This window comes from Saccharomonospora glauca K62, from assembly GCF_000243395.2.
GTDB lineage: Bacteria > Actinomycetota > Actinomycetes > Mycobacteriales > Pseudonocardiaceae > Saccharomonospora > Saccharomonospora glauca.
This window is the reverse complement of the sequence record NZ_CM001484.1, coordinates 4,085,733-4,104,699: the sequence shown is the minus strand read 5'-3', so window position 1 is coordinate 4,104,699 and position 18,967 is coordinate 4,085,733. Positions and strand designations below refer to the sequence as shown.

Here is an 18,967-nt window from a genome sequence, read left to right as displayed (position 1 = left end):
GGTCGCCCCCTTCCGCGAACCAGGGTGAAGTCTCCAGTGGGTGGAGAGTCAACCACCAATTTCGATCCCGGGTACGGTGGTGACCATGCATTTCACGCGGGCACGGGATCTCCTCGTCGCCGTGGTGATCGGTTTCGGCCTCACGTTTCCCCTCTTCCGTCTCGCGTTCGGGTCGTTGCCCTCCTTGCCGACGCTCGCGGGGGTGACGTTGCTCGTGCTCGCGCTGGGGGAGACGGTTCTCGCGTTCGCGATCCGCTCGCGTATCAAGGAACGCCGGGTGGAATCGGGTATCGGTATCGCCAGAGCGGTGGTCCTGGCCAAGGCCTCGTCGTTGCTGGGGGCTTTGATGGTGGGCGCGTGGCTCGGCGCGCTGGCCTATCTCGCCCCTCGTTCGGGGGAAATCGTGGCGGCCGCGAACGACCTGCCCGCCACCGTCGTCGGCGCGTGCTGCGCGGCGGCGCTCATCGGCGCGGCCCTGTGGTTGGAGCACTGTTGTCGTGCGCCGAAGAACGGCGACGACACGGATTCCGATCGTTCATCGACCGGTTAGCGCACACAGGGAACCGCTCGAAGTACCGGAAAGGTCTCGGAAGGATCACCGGAAGGTACGGTGTGGGGCATGACTGGCGTGGGTGACGACTCGCGGGACCGTTCGACGACGAAACCGTGGTTGGCTGTTGGCTTCCTACTCGCTATCGGTGCCACCCTCGCCTTGGTGCTGACCGACGACTTGCGGTGGATCCGGCTCGCCGTCGTCGCCGCGCTGTGGGCGGCGCTGATCGGCGCCCTCCTGGCGGTGAAGTACCGCAAGCAGGCGGTGATCAACGAGAAGTCAGTCGTCAAGGCCCAGCAGATCTACGAGCTTGAGCTCCAGAAGGAGATCGCCGCTCGGCGGGAACACGAGCTGCAGGTCGAGTCGGAGACCCGGCAGCGGATCGAGGCGGAACGCCGCGACGAGCTCGAAGCCCTGCGGAAGGAGCTGCGCAGCCTGCGGGACAACCTGCAGAGCCTGTTCGGTGGCGAGGTGTTGTGGGAACGCGTGGCGTTGACGGCGCAGTCCACGCGGATGCGCAAGCTCGGTGACGACCGGCGGGTCGTGACGGCGAGCGACGCGGACGAGCGGCCCGCGATCACGGTGGGGGCGGACCCCGCCGACTCGCCCACCGAGCTGATCGGCCGTATCCGGGATCTCGACGAGGAACCGGCGAACGACCCGGTGGAGGAGGCGGTGGTGCCTCGCGCCGAACAGCCTCGGCGCCGGGAGCCCGGAAGGTCGCGTTCCCGGTTCGTGCCGCGTCCGGCGCGTCCCGCCGAGGACAGCCGTCCGGCCCAGAAGCCCGTCGACCCTCCCACCCGCCGGGTGAAGCCGAGGCCGGGGGCGGCGATGGCGCGGGCCAGCGAGGCCGCCAGCCGGGCACGGGCGGAGATGTCACGCCCGAGCCAGCGTCCCGTCGCGGGGCCCAACGGCAAGTCCGCCTACGTGCCTCACCGCGCTCCCGAACCCGAACCGTCCGCCGCCCCGGCGGAGGGCGTGGTCGCGCGGTCACTCGACCCGGAAGGTACCCCGCCCCCACGCCAGAGCCGACCGGCGATGGAGGAGGCCCCGACCCGCACCCAGCCTCCCGTGGACGCCAGGACCACCGTGACGCCGCCCGTCGGCGGCCGTCCGGGCAAGCCGCCGGTACGACCCCAGGCCCCCGACGCCGCCGCGGAGGCCCGCAAGCCCGCCGAGGCGCCCCGGCGTGCCCCGGCGGAGTCCGAGGCGGAGGCCGCGGTCGAGGCCACCGTCGCCGAGCGACTCCAGGTCCCCGCGACCGAGTCCGCCTCCGAGGGTGAGCAGGCGCGTCGCTCCGGAACTCACAAGCGGCGCGCCGAGCCGGACGCGGCGGCCCCGGCTTCCGGGGGCGGCAGGCGCTACCGTGCCGACGGCGAGGAACCGGCGTGGATGTCGGCCGTGCCCTCGAACCCCTCGCGGCACTCACGGGCCTCCGCCGACTCCGACGACACGGGAAGCTCGGCGAGCTCCGGCGGTCGTCGGCGCGCTCCCGAGCCCGCGGAGAACGACGCCGAGCCCGCGGGCTCCCACTCCGAGGGCCGTTCGGTGAGCGAATTGCTCGCGGCCTACGGGGCGAGCGGTTCCACGCCTCGCCGACGTCGCCGCGCCGCCGACTGACGAACTGGTCCGAGGGGGCTCGAGCGCTGCCGCTAAGGTGCCCGCGTGAAGGGAGTCACCACCGACCGGACACCGTCGACGTCACCACTGCTGCGGAGACACCCGCCACGGCGCGTTACCGTGCTGCTACCCGTGACCGGGATCGTGGGCTTGGCACTGTCGGGTCTGCTCGTCCTGGGCCTGGCCACCGTGCGCGTCGGCGTGCTCGCGGTGCTCATCGGTGTGGTCGTCGCCGTGGTGCCCGTGTTGGCGGTGGTGGCGGCGTTTCTGTGGATCGACCGCTGGGAGCCGGAACCGGCGAAGCTCCTGCTGCTGACGTTCGCGTGGGGCGCGTGTGTCGCGACCCTGACAGCCCTGCTCGTCAACGACACCGCCGAGGCGGTGGGTGAGTTCCTGCTGGGGGAGGGCAACGGCGGCAAGGTGAGTGCCCTGGTGTCCGCCCCGCTCGTCGAGGAGGCCGTCAAGACCGTGCCGGTGCTCGCGCTCATGTGGCGCCGTTCGCACGAGTTCGACGGCGTGGTCGACGGCATCGTGTACGCCGGGTTCAGCGCGGCCGGCTTCGCGTTCACCGAGAACGTCTACTACTTCGGGCGGGCGTTCGTCGAGCACGGGTTCGGTGACGGCATCTCGGCGGGCGTGTTCGCGGCCTTCATCCTGCGCGGGCTGCTGTCGCCGTTCGCCCACCCGCTCTTTACGGTGCTGATCGGCATCGGGGTGGGGCTGGTGGTGCACTCCCGCAATCGCGGGGCGAAGATCATGCTCCCGCTCGCCGCGTACGTGGGGGCGGTGCTGTTGCACGCGCTGTGGAACGCCGCCGCCACGCTCGGCGGGGCCGACGTGTTCCTCAACGTCTACTTCCTCATCATGGTGCCGATCTTCGTCGCGGTAGTGATGATCATGGTGTGGCAGCGGAGACGGGAGCAGCGCGTCATCGCGGCCACCCTGCCGGGGATGGCCGAAGCGGGGTGGATCGCGCCCTCCGAGGTGCCGTTGCTGGCCAGCCTCAGCGATCGACGGAAGTGGCGCAAGCAGGCTCGTAAGGAGTCCGGAAGGGCGGCGGCCAAGGCGGTGGGCGCCTATCAGGCCGCGGTGACGGAGCTCGCCTTCGCGCGGCGGTGGGAGGGCTCGCCCACCTCGGAGCGGATGCGCACCGACTACCTGTCCAGGCGCCAGGCCGAGCTGCTGGCGGTGTTGAAGCAGACGAGGGCCGAGGCGGTGCGCCTCGCCCGGTCCGGCACCGACGGGTGAAGCTGGTCACCTCGCGGGCCTGCGCAGGTACCGGTGGAGCTAGCCTCGCCTCGTCGTCTGGTACCCGTGGAGCGGGACTGGAACGAGCTTGGGAGTTTGTGAGATGAGCCTCCAGTGGGGCACTCGGTGACCCGCCCCGCGCGGCTCACGGTCGGTGTCGTGTCGGCGGGCAGGGTCGGCAGCGTGCTGGGCGCTGCGCTCGCCCGCGCCGGTCACTCCGTGGTCGCGGCGTCCGGGGTGTCCGATGCGTCCGTGCGGCGGGCGGAGCGGTTGCTGCCCGGAGTTCCTCTGTTGCCACCCGACGAGGTGGTCGGCCGCGCCGACCTCGTGTTGCTGGCCTTGCCCGACGACGTCCTCGGCCCCATGGTGGCGGGACTGGCGAATGCGGGAGCGTTCCGAGCGGGACAGATCGTCGTGCACACCTGTGGTGCTCACGGCATCGACGTACTGCGTCCCGCCGTGGAGAAAGGAGCGCTGCCCCTGGCGTTGCACCCGGTGATGACCTTCACCGGAGCGCTTGAGGACCTCCAGCGTCTCGACTCGTGCAGCATGGGGGTCACAGCCCCGGACGGCGACGAAGCGGCCTGGAACGTCGGCGAGGCCCTGACCATGGAGATGGGCGCGGAGCCGGTCCGCATCCCGGAGGCCGCGCGGCCCCTTTACCACGCCTCCCTGGCGCACGGAGCCAACCACCTCGCGACGTTGGTCGCGGACTGTGTGGAATTGTTACGGCACAACGGTGTTCGCGATCCCGAACGCCTTCTCGCCCCGCTGCTGTCCGCCGCGCTCGACAACGCGTTGAGGCACGGTGACCGCGCGCTCACCGGACCGGTCGCGCGAGGAGACGTGGGAACCGTGCGGACACACCTGCGGGTGCTCGGCGAGCGGGCTCCCGAGCTGCGTCCCGCCTACAGCGCGCTGGCTCGACGAACGGCCGAGAGAGCGAGCCGGGTCGGACTGCTCGGACCCGACGCCGCCCGTGAGATCGCCGATCTGCTCGACAACGGACGTGAGGGCACGTGACGAGACCGAAGACGACACCCCAGTTCACCCGTGGCCGGGTGAACGTCTACCGCAAGCCGGACGACGTGCGCCAGGTCACCGCGGCGCTGCGTTCCGTGGGCCGCAACGTGGCGCTCGTGCCGACGATGGGCGCTCTGCACGAAGGCCACAAGGAGCTGATGCGCAGGGCCAAGCGCCTGCCCAACACGGTCGTGGCCGCGTCGATCTTCGTCAACCCGCTTCAGTTCGGGGAGGGCGAGGACTTCGACGCCTACCCGCGCACGTTGGACGCCGACCTCGAAGTGCTGGCCGACGTCGGCGTGGAGATCGCGTTCACGCCCAGCGCCGAGGACCTGTACGCGCCCGACGCGGCGATCACGGTGCATCCGGGGCCGCTCGGCGACGAACTCGAAGGCGCGTTCCGCCCCGGACACTTCTCGGGCGTGCTCACCGTGGTGGCGAAGCTGTTCAACATTGTCCGCCCGCACTACGCGTTCTTCGGGGAGAAGGACTACCAGCAACTCGTTCTCGTCAAGCGCATGGTGCGGGACCTCGACCTCGACGTGCGGGTGTTGGGGGTCCCCACCGTTCGCGAGCCGGACGGCTTGGCGCTGTCGTCACGCAATACCTACTTGTCCCCGGAACAGCGGGAGTTGGCGGTGGTGCTGTCGCAGGCACTCGTCGCGGGCGCCAGGGCGGGTGCGGAAGGCCCCGAAGCCGTTCTCGACGCGGCGAGGAGCACTCTCGCCGCGCGTCCCGAGGTGGCCGTCGACTACTTGGAACTGCGGAGTACGGAGCTGGGGCCGCCGCCCGCCGACGGCGAAGCACGGCTGCTGGTGGCCGCCAGGGTCGGCAGCACCCGACTCATCGACAACGTCGGACTCCTGCTCGGCGCGGCGGCCGAGTACGGCATCGAGCGGTGAGGACGCACGGTAGAAAAGGGAGTGCCGCCATGTATCGAACCATGCTCAAGTCCAAGATCCACCGGGCGACGGTGACGCAGGCGGACCTGCACTACGTCGGCTCGGTCACCGTCGACCGCACCTTGATGGACGCGGCCGACCTGTTGCCCGGAGAGCAGGTCACTATCGTCGACGTCACCAACGGCGCACGGTTGGAGACCTACGTCATCGAGGGCGAGCGCGACAGCGGGGTGCTGGGCATCAACGGTGCCGCCGCCCACCTCATCCATCCCGGCGACATCGTCATCCTTATCGCCTACGGGCAGATGGATTCGGCCGAGGCCGCGTCCTTCGTCCCGAGGATCGTATTCGTCGACGAGAAGAATCGGATCGTCGAGAAGGGCGGCGACCCCGCCTCGGTTCCCGAGGGCTACGGGCTCGTCAGCGGTGCCGAGACGGCCGCCGGCGATAACGGAGGCCCGGTGGCCGAAACGGCCGACGCGGCCCGATTGGACGCGTTACTGCACGCGGAGAATTGATTGCTGCTCACCATCGACGTCGGTAACTCGAACATCGCCCTCGGCCTGTACCGGGGCAGGGGCGAGAACGCGCGGCTGATACGCGATTGGCGTATGCGGACCGATCCGCGGCTGACCGCCGACGAGATGGCGCTTACCATGCGCGGCTTGCTCGGTCCGTACGCCGACGACGTCACGGGAATCAGCGCCCTGTCGACGGTGCCCGCGGTGTTACGGGAACTGCGGGTGATGCTCGACCGCTACTATCCCGCGATTCCGAAGATCATTGTGCAGCCGGGCGTACGCACCGGCGTTCCGCTGCTCGTGGACAACCCGAAGGAGGTGGGCGGCGACCGGCTCGTTAACACGCTCGCCGCCCATCATCTTCACAACACGGCCTGCGTCGTGGTCGATTTCGGCACGTCGACCAACGTGGACGCGATTTCGGCCAAGGGGGAGTTCCTCGGCGGAGCCTTCGCGCCGGGAATCGACATTTCCGTCGACGCCCTGGCGTCCCGCGCGGCCGCGTTGCGCAAGGTGGAGCTGGTTCGGCCCCGATCGGTGATCGGCAAGAACACGGTCGAGTGCCTTCAGTCCGGCATTCTGTACGGTTTCGCGGGACAGGTGGACGGCCTCGTCAGAAGGATCACTCGCGAGTTGGCCGGTACTTCGGGGGAGCCGGTGACGGTGATCGCCACCGGTGGCTTGGCCCCACTCGTGGTCGGGGAGTCGGAAACCATCACCGAACACGTGCCACACCTCACCCTGCTGGGGCTTCGTCTCGTTTTCGAGAGGAACACCGTCGAGAGGAACACCTCTGCGGGGCGGCGGCCACGTCCGTGAGACGACGCCCGTTTCCTGCCACTTCGGCGGTCACGGTGATTGTGTCGCCCTCTTAAGGGCGCGGTCAACGGCCTAGACAATCGCTGAAGTTGATTTGCGTTATTCTATGCGAGCGGGTAACAATATGCTCGGTCAAGGCTTTTGACTCGGGCGTGGGCACCACGTGATCTCAGCATGTCCCAAGCAGGAGGAATAAGATGGCGCAGAAGGTCCTTGTGTCCCTCGTGGACGACCTGGACGGGTCGGAGGCCGATGAGACGGTCGAGTTCGGTCTTGACGGTATAAACTACGAGATCGATCTCTCGGCCGAAAATGCCGAAGAATTGCGTGACGCCCTTGCCCAGTACGTCGAACACGCTCGCCGGGCCGGTGGGCGGAAGAGGTCGTCGAGCAGGAGCTCCGTGAAAGCGCCCGCCCGTTCGGCCGCCGTGGACCGCGAGCAGAACCAGGCAATTCGTGCGTGGGCGCGGAAGAACGGTTTCGAGGTCTCGGATCGTGGACGTATCCCGTCCGAGGTCGTGGAAGCCTACCACCGCAGGAACTGAAAGCCGTCACGAAGCATGGCCTCCCGAGCTCTCGGTTCGGGAGGCCATATTCAGTTTTGCGCCCGTTCGGTTACTTTCTGTTGTCGCCGGTACGACCCCGGTGGGACGCCGACGAGTGACGCGAAATCGCGGGCGAAATGTGCTTGGTCGCTGTAGCCGAGTTCGGCCGCCAGTTCTGCCTGGCCCGGTGGGGAATCGGAGGACAGGCGAGCCTCGGCGTCGCACAGGCGGTAGACCCGGATTGCCCACTTGGGTCCCGTTCCGACGTGTGTGGTGAACAGCCGTTGCGTCTCACGCACCGTCATTCCGGTACGTGAGGCGAGTTCGTCCACCCGTGTCAATGTCGGGTCGCCGGCGATCAGGGCGACGGTGTCGCGGACGCGACGTTCCGAATCCGTAAGCGGTCGGACTCGTCCGGTGAACAGCGCGTCGATCAGCGAGGTGAGTTCCGAGTCGGGGCCTCCCCGGCACACGGCTTCCTCGGTCGCGCGCACCGTGTTCCCGAGGACGTCCGGCAACGACTTCGGTCCGTCGCGGAGGTCGCCGGCGGGCAGGCCCAGCACCGCACCGCAGCAGCCGGGCACCACGCGTACGCCGAGTGCCAGCCCCCGGTCGCGCAGGACCTGGGTGAACACCGACCGGGACGGTCCCCACACCCCCGCGGAGGCGGTTCCGAACACCACGTGTGTCGACAGGTTGGGCAGTACCCGTTGTTCATACGGTGGTCCACCGCGAAGGTCCCAGCGCACGATCCAGTAGTACTGGACGTACTCGCGAAGCGAGGGAGCCGGAGGGAGCCTGTTCAGCGTGAACCGCGTCCTCGCGGCATGCCGGTGCAGGATTCCCCTGGGGGTCCGTTCCACGAGCTCGACGATACGGCCGGGACCTGTCGCTTTTGTTCAAGACTTCCGTGCCGGCGCCTTTCGACCATGAGGTCGTGTCGAATCGATCGGAACTTCGAAACGTCGTCGGCTCCGCGAGGGAAGCGTTTCTCGGCGTACTGGCCACCGTCCCCGCCGGCGCCCTGGACGAGCCCACGCCGTGCGAGCACTACACCGTCCGGGGTCTGCTGAACCACTTGCTGTACTGGACACCGAGGTTGGCCACGGCCGTGCGCGGAGAGTCACCACCTGCCCCGACCGGAGGTGAGAACGAGACGGATCTGGTGACCGACGACTGGCGGGCGGTACTCGCCGCCGACGTCGGACGACTCGTGAAGGCGCTGCGCGATCCGTCGGCGTGGGACGGTGTCGTCCCGTTCGGTGCCGCGGAGCTGCCCGCTCACCGGGTTGGTGCGATGGCGCTGATCGAGTTCGTCGTCCACGGCTGGGACCTCGCCGTGGCCACGGGCGTGGAGTTTCGCTGCGAGCCCGAGGTCGCGCTCGCCGTTTTCCGGGCTCTTGAGGAATTCGCGTCCGCGGGAAGGCAGCACGGCGTGTTCGGTGCCGAGGTGCCCGTGGCCGAAAACGCCGTTCCAATAGCGAGATTGCTCGGGTTGTCGGGACGTGACCCTGAGTGGAGTAAATGATTCACCCGCTTGTACTCACTTCTGGGAAAACACGTGAAACTTCGGTCAATGTGTGATTTTCGCGCTACTCTCCCGATTCGTGCGGGACGCTGACGGGAGGTAGGCATGAGCGAGGCCGAGGGTTGGCTGTCCGACGTCACGTTCTGGGTCGACGGCGTGCCGTCCGGAGGGGCCATGCCCGCCGCCGGAGGTGCCATGCCCACCCCTCCTCCCGAAGGGGCCATGCCCGCTGCCGCGCCGGCGGCGGGGGGAGGCTCGGGCAGTGTTCCCACGGGTGGCCAGGGATTCAGCCTCAGTCGGGAAGAGGCCGAGGAGATGCTCGCCATATTCCGGGACATCCGTGACGACCTCCAGGAGATGGAGTTAAAAGCCGGGAATCTTCTCGGGCTCCGAGCTGCCGCCGAGGACCCGGCCAGCCTCAACTTCCACGAGAACGCCGTCGACGGCCCTCAACTGGGTGCGCTCGGCTACGGGTACGAGCATGTCCTGAACGAGATCACGTTCTTCGACGAGCTCGTCGCTCGCCTCGAAAAGGCCCTCGGCCTCATCACCGAATCCGATGAGGACGCCACGCGGCAGATCGGCGCGGTGGGCGGCGCCCTGGTTTCCGACGACAGAGGTTTCGTCGAATGAGACGGTGTCTCTGCGCGGTGGTGGGGCTGTGCCTTGCCACCGTGACGGCGGGGTGTTCGGCGGAGCCGACGGAAGGGGTCGCCTCGGAGACACCCACGTCGAGCGGCACGGCCGCCGTCCGGGCGAACGGATTGCCGCACAGCGGGGCTCCCGCGGTGTCCACTCCACTGCCGGAATCGGTGCTTCCGCAGGACCCGTGCCGGGCCTTCACCCGGCAGCAGATCGTCGAGGCCCTGGGCGCGGACGCGCCGGAAGGAGAGCGCGACGACATCGCCACCGGCCCTTGGTGTTCCTGGCAGGACAGCACCACGGGCGCGGGAATCTTCGTCAACTTCCTCACCGAGACGCGCGAGGGCTTGAGCACCCTGTACCGGAACATGAGACCGGTCGTGAAGGTGTGGCGGGAGATTCCGTCGATCGGTGGGTTCCCGGCAGTCGCCTTCCAAAGCACCGAGAACCAAAGGGCGTGCTCGGTCAACGTCGGGCTGTCCGACGTCTACGCGGTGAGTGTCTCGGTGGTGCCCGGCCGGGCGAAGAAGGACCGGGTCGATCTCTGCGAGCTCTCGGGGAAATTGGCCCAGACCTTAGTGGACAACTTGAAAGAGAGGGCGGGACGGTGACGGAGGGTGGAGTATCCGTACGACAGCTCGGTGGTGCGCTGTCCATACCCGAACTCGTGCGGCTGATACTGGCGGGCAGTTCCGCCGACTGGCGGTCGGGGGCGACCCAGGCGAACGAACTGGCACAGGACCACGCGGCCATCAGTGATCGTGCTCGGCAGGCGCTCACCCGCCTCGAAAGCTCGTGGACCGGCGGGGGTGCCGACGCGGCGCGCGCTCGTATCTCCCCCGCCGTCGAGACGACCTACCAGGCCTCCTCCGCCTACGAGAACAACGCGCGGACGTTGAACGACGCGTCGTACGCGTTCGACCGGCTCAAGTCCGAAGTCGAACCGATGCCCGATCAACCGCCGACCCGCGGCATCTGGGACGCCATCACCCCGTGGGACACGGACACCGAGGTCGAGATCAACCGGTACCGGGAACTTGAAGAACGCAATCGCCGAGCTTACGAGGCCTACGAGCAGCACACCCTGACGACGTTGCAGCAGGTGACGTACGACTACGGGAAACTCCACGAGTTCGGCACCGGCGAGGTCACGCTGAACAAGAACGAGGAGGAGACGGGCCGGGCGCGATCGTCGGATCAGGAGGTCCGCACCTCCGAGGAGAAGGGTGACAAGGGCGGGACTCGCCGGGACGACGGTGGCTCCGACGATTCCCGCGGCCAGAAGAAGGACGAGAAGAGCGACCAGAAGAACGACCAGAAGAACGACGACGATCGCGGTCAGAAGAAGGACGAGAAGAAGGACCAGAAGAACGAAGAGAAGAATCGGATCGAGGGCAGTGGTCCCGATCCCGACAACCTGCGTCCCGCCGTCCACTATTTGGGGCCGGAGGACTCGTCGATCGTGCGCACCCATTCCGGCGGCGACGGGTTCACCGGAGGAAACAGGACAGGTCTCGACTCCGAGTTCACCGGAGGAAACAGGACAGGTCTCGACTCCGAGTTCACCGGAGGCAGAGGAACCGACTCGACGTCGGTGTCGGGCTACCGACCTCCGTCCGAGACGTCGTCGACGTACCGGCCCGCGGCATACCAGCCGTCGACCTTCCCGCCTTTGAGCCAGTCCACGAGCAGCGGTTCCGGTTCGCCGGGGTCCTGGGCGGTCACGGGAGGCTCACCGATAACGGGCGGCTACAGCGGATCGTCGGTGGGTGGAGGCAGTAGTTCCGGAGTCAGCGGTGGCAGGCCGGGAGCGGGTGTCGGCGGTGCGGTGGGCAGCCCACCCGGTCCGGGGCGGGGGAGCGGGGCGGCTCCCTTCGGAACCTCGGCGACGCCGGGGCAGGGCGCGGTCAGGCCCGGCGCGGCCGGAGCGGTGGGCCGGGGCGGGGTGGCGCCGATGGGGGCCATGGGTGCCCCTGGAGGCCGGGGCCAGGGCGCCGAGGACTCCGAACACCAGCGCAACTACATCGAGGACACCGACGAGGCGTTCTCCTTCGGCGAGGACGACGAGGAGTGGCGCGACCCGGAGACCGGCCACATCGTCACGCCTCCCACCATCGGTGAATAGGGGTGAGGCCGATGCTCGCACAACCTGTGTCCGTACCCAAGGTGGCGCTGCTGCACTCGTGGGGCCTCGAAGGGCTCGGAGAGCCGCACCCGGTGCTGGGATCGCACGGCCTCCACGTGCCCAGCGGCAGGACAGCCGAGTTCACCCGGCAATGCCTGGAACTACTGGCACGGGTGGGCTTGTCGACGGAACAGGCGCTCACCTCGGGGTTCCGCGACACGCTGCGCACACTGGCCCGCCCGTCGCGTGAGCTGTACTGCTGGAGCGCCTACGCCGACCCGCACCGGGACGGTGCTCTTCTGGTGGCCGAACGTGACGGCGAAGCGGTGGCGGCCTTCGTCCACGGCGACACCGTGAGTCTTCGGTCCGTCGACCCGCGCCGGCTCGTGGAGGAGTTCGTGGCGTTGCTCCCGCCCGCGCCGGCCGCCTCCGTTCGATCGCTCAGCGTCCCCCGGTCCGAGTTCGAGAGCACCGAGGCGGTGGACGAGGACGACGGTTTCCGGATAACCGGTCGGCGTGACGTCAAGGAGCTCCGTGACCACCTGAAGGCTCCACGAGAGGGAGTTCACCAGCTGTACGGCGCCGTCACCGTCAACGGTGCCCGGCGGCGGAGCGATCCGTTGTCGTTGATCGACGTGGCCGGGCTCGGGCGGATGCTGGTGTTCCGGGACGCGGAAGACTTCATCCAGCGCCGGCCCGGTTCCGTGGAAGCGCTGACGGAGGCCCTGGCCGTCGCCCTGCGTGGCCGGAGGAGTGCCTGACGTTCTCGATCGGCGGCCTCGGTACCGAGGTGCCCCTTCCGGTACCGGGCCGCTTCTTGCCGACCGGAGGTCGGGAGCGGCGACACGTTGCTCGATTGTGTCGATTATCACGTTCCGGATCGTTCCTGGCGATGGGTGAGTCTCCGCCGCTCCGGCCGGGTGGTCCGCGGCCCCTCACGTGGGTCGGTCGTTCCCACCCCGTTGAGGGGTTCCGGGCGGGGATCGACGTGGCCGAGCGCCCGAAAACGGCGTGTTCGCGCTGAGCGGACAACAAGGGTCGCCGGAATTCGAGTGCCGGCGTGTTCGTTGTTCCCTACGTCAGCAGCCAGCAACTAGTCGACTGTGGGCGTGTCCTCCGCGAGTGCTCGCGGCGCATCGGGCCCTGCTCCATGAGGTTTGAATCCGTACCAGTGGTAGCCACGAGACGTGTGGTCGGCTACTACAGTGGTCGTACGGTGCCGAGCTCACCGGTGGAGCAAGCCGGGAAGAGTGTCGGGCCGCCGGCGCAGCAGTCGAGGGAGTGGGAATGTTCGAAAGGTTCACCGACCGCGCGAGGCGGGTGGTTGTCCTGGCCCAGGAAGAGGCCCGGATGCTCAACCACAACTACATCGGCACCGAACACATCCTCCTGGGTTTGATCCACGAGGGTGAGGGTGTCGCCGCCAAGGCGCTTGAGTCGTTGGGTATCGCGCTGGAGGGTGTCCGTCAGCAGGTCGAGGAGATCATCGGCCAGGGCCAGCAGGCTCCCAGCGGGCACATTCCCTTCACCCCGCGAGCCAAGAAGGTGCTGGAGCTGTCGCTGCGTGAGGCACTGCAGCTCGGGCACAACTACATCGGTACCGAGCACATCCTGTTGGGCCTCATCCGCGAGGGCGAAGGTGTCGCGGCGCAGGTTCTCGTGAAGCTGGGCGCCGACCTCAACCGGGTCCGGCAGCAGGTGCTCCAGCTACTGTCCGGTTACCAGGGCAAGGAGCCTGCCGAGGCCGGTGCGGGTCGTGGCGAGGGCACCCCGTCGTCGTCGCTGGTGCTCGACCAGTTCGGGCGTAACCTCACCGCTTCCGCGCGGGAGGGCAAGCTCGACCCGGTCATCGGGCGCAGCAAGGAGATCGAGCGGGTCATGCAGGTGCTGTCCCGCCGTACCAAGAACAACCCGGTTCTCATCGGTGAGCCCGGCGTCGGCAAGACCGCCGTCGTCGAGGGCCTCGCCCAGAACATCGTCAAGGGCGAGGTGCCCGAGACGCTGAAGGACAAGCAGCTCTACACGCTCGACCTCGGGTCGCTGGTGGCCGGTTCGCGCTACCGCGGTGACTTCGAGGAGCGGTTGAAGAAGGTCCTCAAGGAGATCAAGACCCGCGGCGACATCATTCTGTTCATCGACGAGCTGCACACGCTCGTCGGCGCGGGTGCCGCCGAGGGCGCGATCGACGCGGCGAGCATCCTCAAGCCGATGCTGGCCCGTGGTGAGCTGCAGACCATCGGCGCGACCACGCTTGAGGAGTACCGCAAGTACATCGAGAAGGACGCCGCGCTGGAGCGTCGGTTCCAGCCGATCCAGGTCGGCGAGCCGTCGCTGGAGCACACCATCGAGATCCTCAAGGGCCTGCGCGACCGCTACGAGGCACACCACCGGGTGTCGATCACCGACTCGGCGTTGGTGGCCGCGGCGACTCTCGCCGACCGCTACATCAACGACCGGTACCTGCCGGACAAGGCGATCGACCTCATCGACGAGGCCGGTGCGCGGATGCGCATCCGCCGGATGACCGCGCCGCCGGACCTGCGCGAGTTCGACGAGAAGATCGCCGAGGTGCGTCGGGAGAAGGAGTCGGCCATCGACGCTCAGGACTTCGAGCGGGCCGCTCGGCTGCGCGACGAGGAGAAGACGCTCCTCGGCCAGAAGTCCGAACGCGAAAAGCAGTGGAAGGACGGTGACCTGGACGTCGTCGCGGAGGTCGACGACGAGCAGATCGCCGAGGTGCTGGCCAACTGGACCGGAATCCCGGTGTTCAAGCTCACCGAGGAGGAGACCACGCGTCTGCTCCGCATGGAGGAGGAGCTGCACAAGCGGATCATCGGCCAGGAGGACGCGGTTAAGGCCGTGTCGCAGGCCATCCGCCGTACGCGGGCCGGCCTGAAGGACCCGAAGCGCCCGTCCGGCTCGTTCATCTTCGCCGGTCCCTCCGGTGTCGGTAAGACTGAGCTGTCCAAGGCGCTGGCCAACTTCCTGTTCGGTGAGGACGACGCACTCATCCAGATCGACATGGGTGAGTTCCACGACCGCTACACCGCCTCGCGGCTGTTCGGTGCCCCTCCGGGCTACGTCGGCTACGAGGAGGGCGGCCAGCTCACCGAGAAGGTGCGCCGCAAGCCGTTCTCCGTGGTCCTCTTCGACGAGATCGAGAAGGCCCACCAGGAGATCTACAACACGCTGCTGCAGGTGCTGGAGGACGGCCGCCTGACCGACGGTCAGGGTCGCACGGTCGACTTCAAGAACACGGTGCTGATCTTCACCTCGAACCTGGGCACGCAGGACATCTCCAAGTCCGTGAGCCTGGGCTTCTCTTCCGGTTCCGACGAGACCGGTCGGTACGAGAAGATGAAGCAAAAGGTCAACGAGGAGATGAAGAAGCACTTCCGGCCCGAGTTCCTCAACCGGATCGACGACATCATCGTCTTCCACCAGCTCACCCAGGAGCAGATCATCCAGATGGTGGACCTGATGGTGTCCCGCGTCGAGGAGCAGCTCAAGGCCAAGGACATGGCTCTGGAGCTGACCGACAAGGCGAAGGCTCTGCTGGCCAAGCGGGGCTTCGACCCGGTGCTCGGTGCGCGGCCGCTGCGCAGGACCATCCAGCGGGAGATCGAGGACCAGCTGTCCGAGAAGATCCTGTTCGGCGAGGTCCAGCCCGGTCAGATCATCATCGTGGACGTCGAAGGTTGGGAGATCGGCGACGAGCACGACGACCAGGCGAAGTTCACCTTCCGCGGCGAGCCGAAGCCGCTGGATGTGCCCGACGCTCCGCCGGTGAGCATCGCCGCCGCGGGCGGCGAGGAGTCCGGCGAGTCGGAGCAGGAGTGACCGACAACTGAATCACCGCCTTCGAAGGGGCTCTCGCGCCGAGTGCGCGGGGGCCCCTTCGGCGTTGTCGGGAGGAACTCACGCGAACTCGTGTGCGTGTGCCCGTGCCCAGTCGGCGAACCGGGTCGCGGGACGGCCGGTGATCTCCTCGACGAGGTGGTTGGGCTCCGCCGTTCCGGCTTCGAACGTCGTGAGCACGTTGTCCACGTACCACTGGGCGTTGTCCCGCATGGCCGGCGTGAGTGCCCGTACCGTCTCCTCGGGGGTGGACTTGACGAATCGGATCTCCCTGCCCAGAGCCGTACCGATGTGTGCCACGAGCTCGGTGCGGGTCAGCGCCTCGGGGCCGGTGAGCGGATACGCCTTGCCACGGTGGCTGTCGTCGAGCAGAGCGGTGGCGGCCACGGCGGCGATGTCATCCATGGCGATCGGCGTGCTCGCCGACTCGGGGTACGGCTCACGCACCGCGCCGGTGCGGCGGATCTGTTCCGCCCACATCAGTGAGTTCTCCATGAAGTCACCCGGCCACAGGTGCGTCCAGTCCATTCCGGACCGCTCCACGGCCGTGGTGACCGTGCCCCACCAGCTTTCGGGCTCGCCGGAGAGGTCCACGACGTGTTCCACCCCAGCTTCGCGCGCGAGGCGGACGACGTCCTCGACCGTGTCCGGGGTCGGCGCGAGGTACATGCCGGACACGCCCTCGAACGCCGCGGGCAGCGTCTCCACCTTGCGAAGATAGCCCCTCACAACTTCCACATCGGACGGAAGTGCGGCTTTGCCGGGATCGACGGTGAGCGCACGGACGTCCCGAGCTCCACGCGCGAGCAGGTGGTCGACGACTTTGCGTCCGATGTTCCCCGTCGCTCCGGTGACCAGGATGGTCATCAGCGTCCTCCTCCCAGTGGTTGGGAGGAAGAAGCTACTACCGGCAACGTCTTCGCCTCGACAGCCGACGGCGACACCGTGTGGCGGTCACGTCGCGGTCCACGCGGGGCAGGGCCCGGTCAGTTCACCAGCTCGTCGAGCGTGGTGAGGGCCTCCAACGCGCCGACGGGCAGTGACACACCGCGCCCGTGCCGTACCTGCGGTTCCCTGGGATTGATGCGCACGAGAGCTCCGGTGGCCGCGCTCGCGAGTTCGGCCTGTCTGCGCACCGTGGGCACGGCCAGCCCCGCTCCGAGCTCCACGACCACGAGCGAACGATTGCGCCTGCGCCACTCCGTGAAGGCGTCGAGCTGCCGCCGGGAACGGTGTTCCAGCCAGTCGTAGTCGCCGAACATGAGGATGTTCGGGCGCGCGAGGGAACCACACCGAGGACAGGACGGCAGCGGAGGGCGAGCCCGCATGGTGTCGGGATCGACGTCCACCACGACGTCGTCGGCGGGCCAGATCCCGACGCCGCAGTGAGCGAGGCACTGGAGGTGGTGGATCGAGCCGTGTACCTCGGCCACGTCGGTGAACCCGGCGCGTTGGAACTGGCCGTCGACGTTCGAGGTGAACACGCAAACCCCGCCGGGTTTGTTCTCCCCCCACTTCCGCAGGACAGTGAAACCCGCGTGCGGCTCGGTCTCGCGGTAGAGGTTCAGGCGGTGCCCGTAGAAGCCCCATGCCAGTTCGGGGTCGGCGGCGAAGTGTTCGGGGTCGGCGAGCTCCACGAACCGCAGTCCCAGCCGGGCGTACGGCGGATAGGCACGCCAGAAGCCTTCGTCACCCCGGAAGTCCGGGAGCCCGGAGTCCACGCCCATGCCCGCGCCCGCACACACGAGCAGCGCGTCGGCCGAGGAGATCAACTCGGCCGCACGCCGGTACTCCTCCTGCATCTACGACGCGGGGCCGGAGCTCTGCACGACCTCGAACTCGAGCAGGCTCGCGCCGCTGGCCACGGGCTTGCCCCGGTTCCCGGCGTGGGCCTCCTTCGCGGGGCCGTTGGCCCACGCCTGGTAGTGCTCCTCGGACTCCCACTTCGTGTAGACGAAGTAGCGGTCGTCCCCGGCCACCGGGCGCAGCAACTCGAACCCCAGGAAACCGGGCTGCTTGTCGACCGCGTGCAACCTGGCCGCGAACCGCTTCTCCAGCTCCGGACCCGCACCCTCGGGAACGGAGATCGCGTTGATCTTTACGACTGCCATATCGAATACGGTAGTCGGAGTGACTTCGCGGGGCCGCTCAGCGGCGGAGTGGCTCCGGATACAGGTACTCCTCGGCGGGACGCTTGGTGCCACGGAACCAGGCGCGGAAGAAGTCGTCCAACCGCTGGCCCGAGATCCGCTCGGCGAATTCCTCGAAATCCTCCCAGCTCGCGTTGCCGTTCGCGTGTTCGGCCGGCCACTCGCGCAGGAGCCGATCGAACGCCTCGTCGCCGATGCGCAGCCGCAGTGCGTGCACGGCGAGTGGCCCCTTCGTGTACACCACCCCGAACTCGTTGCCCGCTCCCATGTCGTAGAGCGGCTGGGCCCAGAAGGCCCGGTTGCCCTCCAGCGACCGGATTTGCTGCCGGTAGAGCGCGTCGAGGTCGGCGCCTTCCTTGTCCTCGGCCCACAGCCAGGTGGCGTAGCTGGCGAAACACTCGTTGAGGCAGATGTCGGCCCACGAGTCCACCGACACCGAGTTGCCGTACCACTGGTGTGCGAGCTCGTGGACGAGCAGGTCGACGTCCGGGTCGCTCGGATACGTCGGCGTTCCCTGAGTCTCCAGGGCGAACCCGGTGGCGATGTCGAGGTAGATGCCACCGACTGTGCTCGCGGGGTAGTCGCCGAACCGGCTTGCCAGGTACTCGACGATCTCCTCGGTGCGGGCGGCCTCGTCGCGCGCGTCGTCGGCGCCGGGAGCGAACACGTTGCGCACCGGTGTGCCGTCCGCGAGCGTGCTCGTCTCCACGTCGAACTTGTCCACCGCGAACACGGTGAGGTAGCTGGCCACCGGATCGGATTCGGTCCAGGTCGTGGTGGTCCAGCCGTCCTCGGTGACGGGCTCGCCCGCTTCGCCGATGGACACGGCCGTCCACCCCTTCGGCACGGTGGCGGTGAGGGAGAAGGTCGCCTTGTCGCGGGGATGTTCGTTGACGGGGTACCAGTACGACGCCGACTGGGGCTCGCCGAACACGAACGCGCCGCCGGACGGAGTGCGGTACCAGCCGTTCCCGCCGAGCTGGCCCGCGTCGGCGGAGACGGGTTCGCCCTCGTAGCGCACGCGGGTGGTGAACGTGCTGCCCTCGGCCACCGGCTCGGAGGGAGTGATCACGAGTTCGGTGTCTCCCTCGCGGGAGAACTTCGCGGGTTGGCCGTCGACTTCCACGGAGGACACCGCGAAGCCGCGGAGGTCGAGGTTGAACCGGGACAGCGTCTGGGTGGCGTGGGCGGTGACGGTCGTGTCGCCCGTGAGGTGTCCGTGTTCCGGGTCGTACCGGATCTCGACGTCGTAGCCGTCGACGTCGTAGCCGCCGTTACCCGCCTCCGGGTAGTACTCGTCGCCGATGCCGGCCGCTCCGTGTGTGGGCTCGGGGACGGGCTCGGAAGGAGCTTGGGCGGGGGTGCAGGCGGCTACGATGCAGACGATCCCGCACAGTGCCATCATCCGGGCGCGGCGGTCGAGCATGAAGGGA

At 68.2% G+C, this 18,967-nt stretch carries 19 protein-coding genes; 14 read left to right on the top strand and 5 right to left on the bottom strand.

The features are described from left to right. The first annotated feature begins 85 nt into the window (after nt 1–85). The 8 genes from SACGLDRAFT_RS19125 (at nt 86) to SACGLDRAFT_RS19090 (ending at nt 7,231) form a co-directional block, all read left to right on the top strand. Entirely contained in the window at nt 86–550 is a 465-nt protein-coding gene (locus tag SACGLDRAFT_RS19125) for a DUF3180 domain-containing protein (RefSeq protein ID WP_005466620.1), read from the top strand. Between the two features lie 69 nt (nt 551–619). After that, complete coding sequence (locus SACGLDRAFT_RS19120; protein ID WP_005466619.1) at nt 620–2,173, top strand: DUF6779 domain-containing protein; 1,554 nt, start codon at nt 620–622, stop codon at nt 2,171–2,173. A gap of 45 nt (nt 2,174–2,218) precedes the next feature. Beyond that, nucleotides 2,219–3,421, top strand: coding sequence for a PrsW family intramembrane metalloprotease (locus SACGLDRAFT_RS19115; protein ID WP_040919308.1), 1,203 nt, complete (start codon nt 2,219–2,221; stop codon nt 3,419–3,421). Between the two features lie 126 nt (nt 3,422–3,547). After that, nucleotides 3,548–4,444: a DUF2520 domain-containing protein gene (locus SACGLDRAFT_RS19110; protein WP_198283582.1), complete on the top strand. Its 897-nt coding sequence runs from the start codon at nt 3,548–3,550 to the stop codon at nt 4,442–4,444. Then, nucleotides 4,441–5,346, top strand: coding sequence for a pantoate--beta-alanine ligase (gene panC, locus SACGLDRAFT_RS19105; protein WP_005466614.1), 906 nt, complete (start codon nt 4,441–4,443; stop codon nt 5,344–5,346). Before SACGLDRAFT_RS19110 ends, panC begins: the two co-directional genes overlap by 4 nt. Nucleotides 5,347–5,375: 29 nt before the next feature. Beyond that, nucleotides 5,376–5,864 (top strand): aspartate 1-decarboxylase, encoded by a 489-nt coding sequence (gene panD / locus SACGLDRAFT_RS19100; RefSeq protein ID WP_005466613.1) that lies wholly within the window; start codon nt 5,376–5,378, stop codon nt 5,862–5,864. After that, nucleotides 5,865–6,686, top strand: a complete 822-nt coding sequence (locus tag SACGLDRAFT_RS19095) for a type III pantothenate kinase (protein WP_005466611.1) — start codon at nt 5,865–5,867, stop codon at nt 6,684–6,686. Nucleotides 6,687–6,883: 197 nt separating this feature from the next. Beyond that, nucleotides 6,884–7,231: a histone-like nucleoid-structuring protein Lsr2 gene (locus SACGLDRAFT_RS19090; RefSeq protein ID WP_005466609.1), complete on the top strand. Its 348-nt coding sequence runs from the start codon at nt 6,884–6,886 to the stop codon at nt 7,229–7,231. A 50-nt stretch (nt 7,232–7,281) separates the two neighbouring features. Here the strand turns inward: SACGLDRAFT_RS19090 and SACGLDRAFT_RS19085 are convergent, their stop codons facing one another. Further along, on the bottom strand, nt 7,282–8,094 hold the full coding sequence (locus SACGLDRAFT_RS19085) for an AraC family transcriptional regulator (protein ID WP_005466608.1): 813 nt from the start codon (nt 8,092–8,094) through the stop codon (nt 7,282–7,284). Between the two features lie 74 nt (nt 8,095–8,168). Between SACGLDRAFT_RS19085 and SACGLDRAFT_RS19080 the strand changes: the two genes are divergently transcribed. From SACGLDRAFT_RS19080 to SACGLDRAFT_RS19055, 6 genes are all read left to right on the top strand, one after another. Beyond that, a complete protein-coding gene (locus tag SACGLDRAFT_RS19080; protein ID WP_040920191.1) occupies nt 8,169–8,759 on the top strand; it encodes a TIGR03086 family metal-binding protein in 591 nt (196 codons plus the stop codon). 105 nt (nt 8,760–8,864) lie between these two features. After that, on the top strand, nt 8,865–9,392 hold the full coding sequence (locus SACGLDRAFT_RS19075) for a hypothetical protein (protein ID WP_005466606.1): 528 nt from the start codon (nt 8,865–8,867) through the stop codon (nt 9,390–9,392). After that, nucleotides 9,389–10,012, top strand: a complete 624-nt coding sequence (locus SACGLDRAFT_RS19070) for a DUF3558 domain-containing protein (RefSeq protein WP_005466605.1) — start codon at nt 9,389–9,391, stop codon at nt 10,010–10,012. Before SACGLDRAFT_RS19075 ends, SACGLDRAFT_RS19070 begins: the two co-directional genes overlap by 4 nt. Then, a complete protein-coding gene (locus SACGLDRAFT_RS19065) occupies nt 10,009–11,526 on the top strand; it encodes a hypothetical protein (RefSeq protein WP_005466604.1) in 1,518 nt (505 codons plus the stop codon). Before SACGLDRAFT_RS19070 ends, SACGLDRAFT_RS19065 begins: the two co-directional genes overlap by 4 nt. Nucleotides 11,527–11,537: 11 nt before the next feature. Continuing rightward, the gene (locus tag SACGLDRAFT_RS19060; RefSeq protein ID WP_005466603.1) at nt 11,538–12,287 is read left to right on the top strand and encodes an ESX secretion-associated protein EspG; all 750 of its coding nucleotides are present in this window, start codon (nt 11,538–11,540) and stop codon (nt 12,285–12,287) included. Nucleotides 12,288–12,813: 526 nt separating this feature from the next. Further along, on the top strand, nt 12,814–15,366 hold the full coding sequence (locus SACGLDRAFT_RS19055; protein ID WP_005466602.1) for an ATP-dependent Clp protease ATP-binding subunit: 2,553 nt from the start codon (nt 12,814–12,816) through the stop codon (nt 15,364–15,366). A 78-nt stretch (nt 15,367–15,444) separates the two neighbouring features. On the opposite strand, the gene SACGLDRAFT_RS19050 is transcribed toward SACGLDRAFT_RS19055, so the two are convergent. The 4 genes from SACGLDRAFT_RS19050 to SACGLDRAFT_RS19035 all read right to left on the bottom strand — a co-directional run bounded on the left by SACGLDRAFT_RS19050 (nt 15,445) and on the right by SACGLDRAFT_RS19035 (nt 18,960). Then, nucleotides 15,445–16,251: an NmrA family NAD(P)-binding protein gene (locus SACGLDRAFT_RS19050; RefSeq protein ID WP_005466600.1), complete on the bottom strand. Its 807-nt coding sequence runs from the start codon at nt 16,249–16,251 to the stop codon at nt 15,445–15,447. A gap of 119 nt (nt 16,252–16,370) precedes the next feature. Continuing rightward, nucleotides 16,371–17,186: an SIR2 family NAD-dependent protein deacylase gene (locus SACGLDRAFT_RS19045; RefSeq protein WP_005466599.1), complete on the bottom strand. Its 816-nt coding sequence runs from the start codon at nt 17,184–17,186 to the stop codon at nt 16,371–16,373. Next, on the bottom strand, nt 17,187–17,495 hold the full coding sequence (locus SACGLDRAFT_RS19040) for an antibiotic biosynthesis monooxygenase family protein (protein WP_005466598.1): 309 nt from the start codon (nt 17,493–17,495) through the stop codon (nt 17,187–17,189). A 37-nt stretch (nt 17,496–17,532) separates the two neighbouring features. Beyond that, nucleotides 17,533–18,960, bottom strand: a complete 1,428-nt coding sequence (locus SACGLDRAFT_RS19035; RefSeq protein WP_005466597.1) for a M1 family metallopeptidase — start codon at nt 18,958–18,960, stop codon at nt 17,533–17,535. Between the last annotated feature and the right edge of the window lie 7 nt (nt 18,961–18,967).